General features: G+C 76.1%; 8 protein-coding genes and 1 pseudogene. 3 read left to right on the top strand and 6 right to left on the bottom strand.

Translation table 11 applies throughout. The annotated features are described in order from the left end of the window. Positions 1 to 3,099: FtsK/SpoIIIE domain-containing protein (locus ACTHMS_RS02710; RefSeq protein ID WP_440305138.1), on the top strand; the 3,099-nt coding region annotated here is incomplete at its 5' end. Between the two features lie 2 nt (positions 3,100 to 3,101). Here ACTHMS_RS02710 and pruA read toward each other — a convergent pair. The 5 genes from pruA to ACTHMS_RS02685 form a co-directional block, all read right to left on the bottom strand. Then, positions 3,102 to 4,724, bottom strand: coding sequence for an L-glutamate gamma-semialdehyde dehydrogenase (gene pruA / locus ACTHMS_RS02705; protein ID WP_440305137.1), 1,623 nt, complete (start codon positions 4,722 to 4,724; stop codon positions 3,102 to 3,104). A gap of 39 nt (positions 4,725 to 4,763) precedes the next feature. Next, positions 4,764 to 5,261, bottom strand: coding sequence for a DUF6912 family protein (locus ACTHMS_RS02700; protein ID WP_440305136.1), 498 nt, complete (start codon positions 5,259 to 5,261; stop codon positions 4,764 to 4,766). Further along, positions 5,258 to 6,844, bottom strand: coding sequence for a WS/DGAT/MGAT family O-acyltransferase (locus tag ACTHMS_RS02695; protein WP_440305135.1), 1,587 nt, complete (start codon positions 6,842 to 6,844; stop codon positions 5,258 to 5,260). Before ACTHMS_RS02695 ends, ACTHMS_RS02700 begins: the two co-directional genes overlap by 4 nt. 71 nt (positions 6,845 to 6,915) lie before the next feature. Further along, positions 6,916 to 8,214 carry an AAA family ATPase gene (locus ACTHMS_RS02690; RefSeq protein WP_440305134.1) on the bottom strand — a complete coding sequence of 433 codons (1,299 nt, stop codon included), beginning with the start codon at positions 8,212 to 8,214 and terminating at the stop codon, positions 6,916 to 6,918. Beyond that, positions 8,211 to 8,891, bottom strand: a complete 681-nt coding sequence (locus ACTHMS_RS02685; protein ID WP_440305133.1) for an SAF domain-containing protein — start codon at positions 8,889 to 8,891, stop codon at positions 8,211 to 8,213. Before ACTHMS_RS02685 ends, ACTHMS_RS02690 begins: the two co-directional genes overlap by 4 nt. Before the next feature lie 176 nt (positions 8,892 to 9,067). Here ACTHMS_RS02685 and ACTHMS_RS02680 point away from each other — a divergent pair, with 176 nt between their 5' ends. Beyond that, positions 9,068 to 9,301 carry a helix-turn-helix domain-containing protein gene (locus ACTHMS_RS02680; protein ID WP_440305132.1) on the top strand — a complete coding sequence of 78 codons (234 nt, stop codon included), beginning with the start codon at positions 9,068 to 9,070 and terminating at the stop codon, positions 9,299 to 9,301. Positions 9,302 to 9,356: 55 nt separating this feature from the next. On the opposite strand, the gene ACTHMS_RS02675 is transcribed toward ACTHMS_RS02680, so the two are convergent. Beyond that, the gene (locus ACTHMS_RS02675) at positions 9,357 to 9,914 is read right to left on the bottom strand and encodes a hypothetical protein (protein ID WP_440305131.1); all 558 of its coding nucleotides are present in this window, start codon (positions 9,912 to 9,914) and stop codon (positions 9,357 to 9,359) included. Positions 9,915 to 10,040: 126 nt separating this feature from the next. Between ACTHMS_RS02675 and ACTHMS_RS02670 the strand changes: the two are divergent. Further along, positions 10,041 to 10,415, top strand: a pseudogene (locus ACTHMS_RS02670) (hypothetical protein); the annotation flags it as partial.

Below are 10,415 nucleotides of genomic sequence, written 5' to 3'. Positions count from 1 at the left end.
CTGACGGTCTCGCTGCGGCCGGGCGCCGTCGGCGTGGCCGGCCCTCGGTCGGCGCGGGACGCCGTCGGGCGCTGGCTGCTCGCCCAGCTCGCCGCCCTGCACTCACCCGTGGATCTCGAGCTGGCGGTGCTGACGGCCGACGACGGGTCGTGGCGCTGGTGCCGGTGGCTGCCCCACCTGCGCGGGCGGGTGGCATCCGCCACGGACGAGTGGCCGGCGGTCGTCCGTGACCTGCTCGCCGTCGTCGACCGGCGCACGGCGGCCCGGCGGTCCGCGTCGTCCGCAGCGACCTCGTGGCCGTGGCTCGTTGTGCTGATCGATCCCGGGGACGTGCGCGCGGACGTGCCCGGCCTGGCGGAACTGGTCGCGCGAGGTCCAGCCGTCGGCGTGACGGCGGTGTGGCTCGCCCCGCGCGCCGGGGCCCTGCCGTCGGGCTGCCGGGCGGTCGTCGACATCGGCGGCGCGACCGGCAGCACGTTCGTCCTCATGTCGGACGAGCGGCACGAGGGCGTGCTCGACCAGGTGAGCGCCGCCTGGGCCGATCGTGTCGCCCGGGCGCTCGCGCCGCTCATCGACGCCGACGGCGACCCGAGCGCGACGCTGCCGCCGACGTGCTCGCTCGTCGACGTGCACGACGGGCTGCTCGACCCGGACGTCGTGGTGGCCCGGTGGGCCGCCGCCGGCGACGGTGCGCGCACGACGGTCGGACGCGGCGCCGACGGCGACCTCGTCCTCGACCTCGCCGCGGACGGCCCGCACGCCCTGGTCGCCGGGACGACCGGTGCGGGCAAGTCGGAACTGCTGCAGACCCTGGTCGTCGGTCTCGCCCTCGAGCACCCGCCCGAGGACCTTGCCCTCCTGCTCGTCGACTACAAGGGCGGCGCCGCCTTCGCCGAGTGCGCCGGGCTGCCGCACACCGTCGGCGTGGTCACCGACCTCGACCCGCACTTGACCCGGCGGGCGCTGCGCTCGCTCGACGCGGAACTGCTGCGCCGCGAGCAGCGCTTCGCGGCCGCCGGCGCACCCGACCTGACGACCTATCGTGCGCGCGCGGGCGTGCCCCCGGTGCCCCGCCTGGTGATCGTCGTCGACGAGTTCGCGTCGCTGGCCGGCGAGCTGCCCGAGTTCATCCCCGGCCTGGTCGGCATCGCGCGCCGCGGCAGGTCGCTGGGCGTGCACCTCGTGCTGGCCACCCAACGGCCGGGGACGGCCGTCTCGCCGGAGATCCGCGCGAACACCGCCCTGCGCATCGCACTGCGGGTCACCGATCCGAACGAGTCGACCGACGTGCTCGACGATCCGGCCGCGGCGGGCATCGACCGTCGTCTGCCGGGCCGGGCCGTCGTCCGCCTCGGCGCGAGCCTCACCCATGTCCAGGTCGCACACGCGTCCGGTGTCGCACGGGCCGACGACGCGGCCGTGCGCTGCCTCGGGCCGTGGCGCAGCCGCCCGCAGGCGGTGACCGGCGGCGAGACCGATCTCGCGCGGCTCGTCGGGGCAGTCCGGACGGCGGCCGACCGGCACGGGCGCCACGGCCATCCAGGCCCGTGGCTGCCCGCCCTCCCCGACCGGCTCGCCCTCGCCGACCTGCCCGCGACCGACGACCCGCTGCGAGTGCCGTTCGGCCTCGTCGACCGCCCCGACGTCCAGCGCCAGGACGCGCTGGTGCTCGACCTCGCCCGGGCCGGCGGGTGGCTCGTCTCGGGCGGTGCGCGTTCCGGACGCAGCACCGCCTGCCTCACCGCGGTGCTCGCCGCCGCCGACCGGGTCGGCCCCGACCGGCTGCAGGTCGCCGTCGTCGATCCCGCGGCGCGGCTCGGGCCGCTGGCCGCGCTGCCGCACGTCAGCACGGCGTGCATCGGGCACGGCGGCGACGCACTGCGCCTGCTCGACCGACTGGCGGCCGACCTCGAGCGGCGTCGCCGGCACCTCGCCGGGCGCGGCCGCTCGTCGTTCGCCGAGGCCGGTCACGGCCTGCCGGCCCAGCTGGTGGTCGTCGACGGCTGGGAGGCGCTGACCGCGCTGTCCGACGAGCTCGACGGTGGGCGGGCGGCCGAGACGTTGCTGGCCATCGCCCGCACGGGCGCCGCCGCGGGCGTCACGGTGCTGCTCACGGGTGACCGCACCACGCTCTCGCCCCGCGTCGCGGGCGTCTTCGCCCACCGCATGCTGCTGACGCCGAACGACCGCGGCGACTTCGGGCTGGCGGGCATCGGCCCGAAGGCGGTCCCCGCGCAGCTGCCACCGGGGCGCGGTCTGCTGGTGCCGGAGGCCGCCGAGGTGCAGCTCGCGGTCATCGCCGACGGGCCGGGCGCGACGGCCGACCTCGCGCGCCGGGTCGCCGCCATCGCAGCACGGCCGGCGCCGCGGCCGGCCTGGCCGCCCGTCCGCATCGTCCCGCTCCCGGAGCGGGTGCACGTCGGCGACATCGACGCCGCCGGCGACGGCCTGCTGCTCGGCGTCGGCGGTGACACCGCGGAGGTCGTGCGGTGGCGACCGGCGACGCACGACGCGCTGCTCGTGGCGGGGCCACCGCGGTCCGGGCGGTCGACGCTGCTGCGGCTGCTGCTGCACCAGGCGCATGACCGCGACCTCAAACCGGTCGTCGTGGCGCCCGCGCGATCACCGCTGGCGGGGTCCGCGCGGCGACTCGGCGTCGAGGTGCTGCGTCCCGACGGCGATCCCCCACCGCACCTGCTCGACGTCGTCGACCCCACCCTGGTGCTGATCGACGACGTCGAGTCGCTCGACGACACGCGCCTCGGCGACCATCTGCACCGGCTCCTGCGCGACGACGACGCGCCCGCCCTGGTCGTCGCGGCGGGACGCACCGACGACATCGCCACCAGCTACCGCGGCCTGGTCGCCGAGCTGCGACGCCGCCGCTGCGGGGTGCTGCTGCAGCCGGGCCCCGCGGACGGCGACCTGCTCGGTGTCCGTGGCCCGCGGCGGCCGTCCGCCGCACCACCGGGACGGGGCATCGTCGTGGGCGACCGCACCTGGGATGGCGCGTTCGCCGGCGGCGAGCCCGTACCCCTGCAGGTCGCGCTCGTCGGTGATGACCCGGGTGACGCCGCCGAGCGGGTCACGCCGTGCTGAGCTCAGCCCATGTGCGGGTAGCGGTGGTCGGTGGGCGGCACGAAGGTCTCCTTGATCGAGCGCGGCGACAGCCAGCGGATCAGATTCCACATGGAGCCCGCCTTGTCGTTCGTCCCCGACGCCCGCCCGCCGCCGAAGGGCTGCTGTCCCACGACCGCACCCGTCGGCTTGTCGTTGACGTAGAAGTTGCCCGCGGTGAAGCGCAGCCGGTGCTGCGCCTCCGCGATCGCCTCCCGGTCGGTCGCGAAGACCGCGCCGGTGAGGGCGTACGGCGCGGTGCGGTCGACGAGGTCGAACATGTCACCCCACGCCCCGTCGTCGTAGACGTGCACGGCGAGCAGCGGGCCGAAGTACTCCTGCCGGAAGAACTCCGCCGCAGGATCGTCGGACACGACCACGGTCGGTCGCACGAACCAGCCGTCACGGTCGTCGGCGGTGCCGCCGGCGAGGATCGACGCGACGTCCTTGGCGCGGGCAAGCGCCCCGGCGAGGCGCTCGAAGGCACGCCGGTCGATCACCGCCCCGCCGAAGTTGGTGAGGTCGCGGACGTCGCCGAAGGCGAGCGCCTCGGTCGTGGCGGCGAGGTCGTCGCGCACCCCGCGCTCCCAGAGCGAACGGGGCACGTAGGCGCGCGACGCCGCCGAGCACTTCTGGCCCTGGTACTCGAAGGCGCCGCGCACGAGACCGGTGACGAGCGCGGCGGGATCGGCCGAGGGATGGGCCAGCACGAAGTCCTTGCCACCGGTCTCGCCCACCAGCCGTGGGTAGCCCGCGTACCGGTCGATGGACGACCCGACCGCGCGCCACAGCTGCTGGAACGTCGCGGTCGACCCGGTGAAGTGGATGCCGGCCAGGCGGCGGTGCGGGACGGCCACGGCGGAGACCGCAGCCCCGTTGCCCGTGACCATCGTGATGACCCCTGGCGGCAGGCCGGCCTGCTCGAGCAGTCGCATCGTGTACTCGGCCGCCAGCTGCTGGGTGGGAGACGGCTTCCAGACGACCACATTGCCCAGCAGCGCCGGCGCGGTCGGGAGGTTGCCCGCGATGGCGGTGAAGTTGAACGGCGTGATCGCGAGGACGAAACCCTCGAGCGGCCGGTAGTCCGAACGGTTCCAGACGCCGGTCGAGGCCGACGGCTGGTCGGCGATGATCTGCCGGGCGAAGTGGACGTTGAACCGCAGGAAGTCGGCCAGCTCGCAGGCCGAGTCGATCTCGGCCTGCTGGGCCGTCTTCGACTGCCCGAGCATGGTGGCCGCGTTCAAGGTGTCGCGCCACGTCGTCGACAGCAGCTCGGCGGCGCGCAGGAAGATCGCGGCACGGTCGTCGAAGGAGAGGTCACGCCAGGCCGGCGCGGCAGCCAGCGCCACGTCGATCGCCTCGGCGACGTCGGCGTCGGTCGCCTCGGCGGACCGGCCGAGCAGCAGGTCGTGACGGTGCGGCGCCCGCACCTCGAAGGCCGCGCCGCCGCCGGGCCTGCGGGTACGGCCGAGCGCCATCGGCAGGTCGATCGTCTCGCCGGCCAGTTGGTCGAGCGTCTCGATCAGCCGCTCACGTTCGCTGCTGCCCGGCGCGTAGGCGCGCACCGGCTCGTTGCTGGGTGGGGGTGGGACGGTGACCGCATCCATGGCCCGATCGTGCCACGCCGCCGGCCCGACGCACCGGGGTCAGGTGAGCCCGGTGAGCAGCGGTTCGATCTCCTGCGTCGCGTACCAGGCCAGTTCGAAGCCCTCGACGTCGTCGACCGCGTCCTGCGCCGACTCGTCACCGAGGTCGGCCGCGATGATCGACGCGGCGCCCGCGGTCACGGCCGGCTCGGCGTCGGCGTCGTCGACGTGCACCGAGGCGACAGCCGCGAGGGGCACGGCGGCCGCCACCGTCACCACCCCGCGGTCGAGGTCGTCGCGCACGACGACGTCGGCGTCCGGCACGTCCGCGGCCAGCACGACGCGGCGGCGGGCGGCGGCGGGGTCGGCGTCGAGCAGCCGCAGCGAGCCGCGAGCCGCCTCGGTGAGCGCCGCGTACTCGAGCTCCTCGTCGTCGTCGTCGAGGTACCACTCGCGCAGGCCGGGCGTCACCGCGAACGCGGTCGCTCCCCCTGGCACGGCGCGCTCGGCGAGCAGCTCGCGCAGGGTCGTCGTCGTGCCGGGCAGGTACACCCTCATGCCGGGTCCTCCGGGTCTGTCGGGCGTCCGCGCGGCGGTCGCGGGCCGCTGCTGCGCTCGCGGCGGGGGCCGCGCACGGCGCGGCCCGGCGGACGACGCCGGCGTTCGCCGGCCGAACGGGCGTCCTCGACGGCGGGGATGCCGCTGAGCAGCTCCTGCAACGACTCCTCGATGAGGCGGGCGAGCGCGTCGGCGTCGCGCACCCCGTCGCGGTCGGCGTTGATACCGAAGCAGACCCCGCCGTCGTACGAGGTGAGGGCGATCGAGAGCGCCTGGCCGGCCGAGATCGGCAGGATCGGGAACATCTCGCGCAGCCGGGCGCCCGCCGCGTACAGCGACACCTGCGGGCCTGGCACGTTGGTCACGACCAGGCTGAACATGCGCCGCGTCAAGCCGCTCGAGGCACGGGCGCCGAGGGCCAGCAGCGTCGGCGGCGCGAAGCCACCGAGCCGGGTGAGGGCGTCGGCCCCGACCGCCCGCCCGGACGCCCGGTGCGTGGCCATGGCGTACCGCAGCTGGGTCAGCCGCAGCACCGGGTCGGGCTCGCCGACGGGCAGGTCGACGAGCAGCGGACGCACCCGCGTCGCCGGGTCGCCGGAGCGCGACGGGTGCGCGGCCTCGACGCTGCTGCGCGGCGTCCCCTCGTCGTCGTCGACGACGCTCACCGGCACCAGGGCGCGCACGGTCGTGGCCGGGCGCAGCGGCACGGCTCGCGAGAGCAGCCAGCCGCGCAGCGCGCCGGTGATCACCGCGAGCACGACGTCGTTCACGGTGCCGCCGTACGCGGCCCGCACCCGGCGGAAGTCGTCGAGCCGGGTGCGCGAGATCGCCAGCCGGCGCTGCTCGCTGAGCCGGATCTGCAGCGGCGAGGGTGGGGGCCGGCGCAGCACCGACCGCCCCACCGACACCACGCCGCGGACGGCCGGACCGAGACCGCCGGCGCGCGCCGACGCCCGGGCCAGCTCGACGCGGGCGTCGGCCAGCCCCACCCGGGCGCTGTCGACCAGCGTGGTCGGGCGCAGCACCATCGCGCGGGCGGCGTCGCGCACGAGCGCCAACGAGCCCGGTTCGGGCTGCGGCATCCAGAGCGCCTGCACCGTCCGGCGGGGCTCGGGGGCGGCGTCCAGGATCACCTCGAACAGGTCGACCGCGCCGGCCTCGTCGACCATCGCCTGGTGGGTCTTGGTGACGATGGCGACGCGCCCGCCGCCGAGGCCATCGACGAGATACATCTCCCAGAGCGGGCGGCCGCGGTCGAGCAGCCGTGACTGGATGCGGGCGCAGAACTCGAGCAGCTGCGCCTCGGTGCCCGGTCGCGGCAGGGCGGAGCGGCGCACGTGGTAGGTGATGTCGAAACGGGGGTCGTCGACCCAGATCGGGTTGGCCAGGTGCCCGGGCACCCGCCGCACCCGCTGCCGGTAGCGCGGCGCGAGCGAGATGCGCTCCTCGAGCAGGCGCAGCAGCCGGTCGTAGTCGAAGCCGCTCGCCGGCGGATCGAAGATCGCCAGACCACCGACGTGCTGCGGTGTCGTCCGCGTCTCCTGGTGGAGGAAGGCGACGTCGGCCGACGACAGCCGCTCCATCCGCCGCGCCTCCCCGTCCTCGCTCCTGGCCCGTGCCCATCCTCGCAGATGGACGCAGCGGGGCGCCGCCGTCAGCGGCGTCGGCGGCCGCGTCCGGGCACAGGGACGCCGGCCAGGGTCGCCGCCAGCTCGACGACGGCCAGGCGCAGCGGGCTGCCCGGCGCCGCCTCGCCGAGCAGCCGGCCGCGGGCGAGGGCGGCGTCGACGGTGCGTCCGTCGAACGGCAGCATCGCGGTCGGCGTGCATCCGGCGAAGCGCTCGAGCGCGGTGCGCAGCTCGGTGTGCACGTCGCCCGGCACGACACCGCTGCGCACCCGGTTCAGCACCACCCGCACCGGCGCCTCGATCTCGGCGTCGCGCAGCTCGGCGCGGGCGCGCACGAGCCGCTGCATGCCGATCGGGTCGGCCGACCCGACGACGAGCACGAGGTCGGCGTCGTCCAACACGGCGAGGGTGGCGCCGTTGCGCCGGGGGGCGAGCGTGTCGAACGAGAGCTCCTCGTCGGCCTCGAGGCAGAACCCGCAGTCGACGACGGTGACGTCGGCGAGGCGGCGGGCGGCGCCGAGCACCGCGGCGAGCGCGGTCGGCCGCACCTCCGGCCAGCGAGACGCGAGCGGGATGCCGGTGAGCACGCGCAGCGACGGTCCGAGCTGCCAGCACAGGGCGGCGAGGGCGGTGCCGTCGAGCCCGGCGGACGACGCCTGCCGGCACGCCGCCGCGACGCCCGGCGACTCGTCGAGCAGGCCGAGCATCGGCGCGATGGTGCCGCCGTACACATCGGCGTCCACGGCCAGCGCCGAGCGGCCGAGCCGGGCGAGCTCGTCGGCGAGGGTGACGGTCAGCAGCGTGCGCCCGGGCGCACCGGTCGGCCCCCAGACGGCGACCACCGTGCCGGTGCGGTCGTCGGCCGCCTCGGGTGGCGCGCCGGCACCCGGCGGAAGCGCTCCACCGGTGATGGGCACCGAGCCGGTGGCGGCATAGCTGCGGTCGGTGCCCGGCGGGGTGGCTTGGTCGCGCACCGCCTCGGCGATGACCGCCGCGGCCACCGACGCCTCGGCGTCGTCCGGCAGCAGGTGCACGATGCCGAGGGCGCGCAGCCGCTGTTCGGCGGCCTCGTCGCCGACGCGCACCACGCCCACGGGTGCGACGTCGCAGGAGCGCAGGCGGTCGACGGCATCGGCGTCGAGCCGCCGCAGGTCGGCGGCGACGAGCGCCGCGCGTCCCTGGCCGGACGCCGCCACGGCGAGCAGGTCGACGACGTCGACGCAACGGCGCGCGATCACCACCCCACCCGGGACGGCGGGCAGCCCGGTGAGCAGACGCTCCTCCCACGCCGCCCCCTCGGCGGCGCTGAGGACGGGCAGCCTCATCGGGTCGGTTCGGCGCAGGCGCTGAGGTCGCCCGGCGCCTCGGCCGGCGCGTTCGCGGCGCCGGTGAGGATGCCCGCCCGGATGCGTCCCTGGTCGATCGCCTGGGCGGCGACCACCCGTCCGGCGTCGGCCCGCGGCACGCTGATCACGATGCGCTGGCCGTCGGCGGTGCTGCCGAAGCCCGCGTCGAGCGAGCTCGCGCTCTGCACGGTGACATCGGGCAGCAGCACGACCGAGGCGCAGTGCGGGCCGGTCACCCACAGTTCCACCCGCTCGCCCGCCCGCAGCGTGGGCGCGTCACCGGTCGCGAAGGTGATCGACAGTGTCGTCAGCGCCGGCGGGGACGCGACCGCGCCGGTCGGCACCAGCTCGCCGGCCCCGACCGCGCGCTGCAGCCGCTTGCCGACCAGGGCGGTCGGGTCGGCGGCGTAGCGCCGGGCGGCATCGTCGCCGAGCTGCACCCGCACGACGGCGAGGTCGCCGGTGTTGAGCACGGTGCCCGCCGCCAGTTCGTGGGCGGCGGTGACGACGGGACGTGTCGCGTGCGCCCGCGCGACGACCACCGCGCCGAGCAGCACCGAACCGACGACGAGCACCACGCCGAGCACCAGCCGCAGGTCGAGCCAGCTCGGCGTCGACACCCGCCGCGGGCGGGGGGACGGAGGTGCCAACGGCACGGGCGACCGACCGGACACGGCCGGTGAGGCGGGAGAGGACGCGAGCACCACCGCACGATGGTCACCCGTGATCGTCGATGTGGAAAATCGGATCCGGACCTTGTGGACAACCCGCCGGCCGTCGGGGCCGGGGTGCGAGACTGGCCGCGTCCGAGGCGTGGAAGGAGGGCCCACCGATGGCCCAGGAACCCCGGTTCCTGACGTTGACCGACGTCGCCGAGATCCTGAACATCTCCACGTCGCAGACCTACGCGCTCGTGCGGAACAACGAGCTCGAGGCGATCAAGATCGGCGGACGCGGCCAGTGGCGCGTCGAGCGCGACAAGCTCGAGGCCTACATCGCCCGCATGTACGAGCAGACGCGCGCCTTCATTGCCGAGCACCCGTTCGTCGAGGCCGATGCCGACTGATCGCCGCCTGATCGCCGCCTGATCCCGGCGCCCGGCCGCCGATGCTCGTCGCGCCTCACACGAGACGGCGCAGCAGCGCGAGCGCGGCGAAGGGCACCAGGTCGATCTCGCGCACCTCCCGCGCGCGACGTGGTTCGCCCGGCGCGTGCGCGGCCACGTCGAGGTGATCGCGGCCGACCCGGTCGAGGGTGCCGTCGAGCACCGTCCCGTCGACCAGATGCACCCGGACCGCTGAGCGGTCGCGCGCCACGCCGCGCAGCGCCGACGTCAGCCGCAGCCGCGCCGCGACGGGGCCCGCGACCTCGGCGGTGAGCGCCGTGCGGCCGATGCCGCGCACGGTCAGCACCGCGGCGACGGGCACGAGCGCCTCGCGTCCGGACCCCTCGTCCACCAGCAGCCAGTCGGCCCCGACCGTGCCGAGCCGTCCGGTCACCGGGCCGACACCCGGCACACCGACGCGCACCGTCGTGCCCACGGCGGCACGCAGCCGGTCGAGCACGCCGAGCGTGGCGGCCTCGCCCCGGGTGCGCTCGTCGATCTCGGCGGCGCGTTCGGCCCGCTCGAGCGCCTCGGCCTGGGCGGCGAGGTCGGCGAACAACCCCTCCCAACGCATGTCGACAGCTTCGCACCGCTCCGGTGCGCGGCCGCGCCGTTGTCCCCAGGTCGTGATCCCCGGTTGCATCAAGCCGACGTCATCATGCTTACTTGGACGCAAACACAAGCAAACGAAAGGACCGGCATGGGCGCGAGGGTGGCGGCTGCGGTGGCGACCGACCTCGTCGCGCTCCGGCTGTGCAGGCCGCACCCGCGCCGCGTCGCCTGGGCCCTCCACCACCTCGCCGCCGATCCCGACGGTGCACTGCTCGAGCTCTCGCGCGCGCTCGCGTTCGCGACCGCGGCCTGGCTCGGTCTCGGCCTGCTGCTCGTCGTCGCGACCGCCGTGCCCGGCCGGGTCGGTGCGCTCGCGCGGCGCGCGCAACTGGTCGTGCTGCCGGCTGCGGCACGGCGGCTGCTCGTGGGTGCCGTCGGCGTCGGCCTCGTCGCGTCCCCGGCCGTCGCCTCGGCCCGCACGACACCGACGCCGACGGCCCCGGCGTGGCCCGTGGCGACGAGC

The organism is Jatrophihabitans sp., from assembly GCF_051960575.1.
Lineage (GTDB): Bacteria > Actinomycetota > Actinomycetes > Mycobacteriales > Jatrophihabitantaceae > JBQCEE01.
Note: the sequence above shows the minus strand (reverse complement) of the source record. Positions and strands in the feature narration are given on the sequence as shown.

Bases quoted from the DNA above. Each gene is read 5' to 3' on its own strand.
- pruA (WP_440305137.1), bottom strand. From the start codon at position 4,724: ATGGATGCGGTCACCGTCCCACCCCCACCCAGCAACGAGCCGGTGCGC.
- ACTHMS_RS02700 (WP_440305136.1), bottom strand. From the start codon at position 5,261: ATGAGGGTGTACCTGCCCGGCACGACGACGACCCTGCGCGAGCTGCTC.
- ACTHMS_RS02695 (WP_440305135.1), bottom strand. From the start codon at position 6,844: ATGGAGCGGCTGTCGTCGGCCGACGTCGCCTTCCTCCACCAGGAGACG.
- ACTHMS_RS02690 (WP_440305134.1), bottom strand. From the start codon at position 8,214: ATGAGGCTGCCCGTCCTCAGCGCCGCCGAGGGGGCGGCGTGGGAGGAG.
- ACTHMS_RS02680 (WP_440305132.1), top strand. From the start codon at position 9,068: ATGGCCCAGGAACCCCGGTTCCTGACGTTGACCGACGTCGCCGAGATC.
- ACTHMS_RS02675 (WP_440305131.1), bottom strand. From the start codon at position 9,914: ATGCGTTGGGAGGGGTTGTTCGCCGACCTCGCCGCCCAGGCCGAGGCG.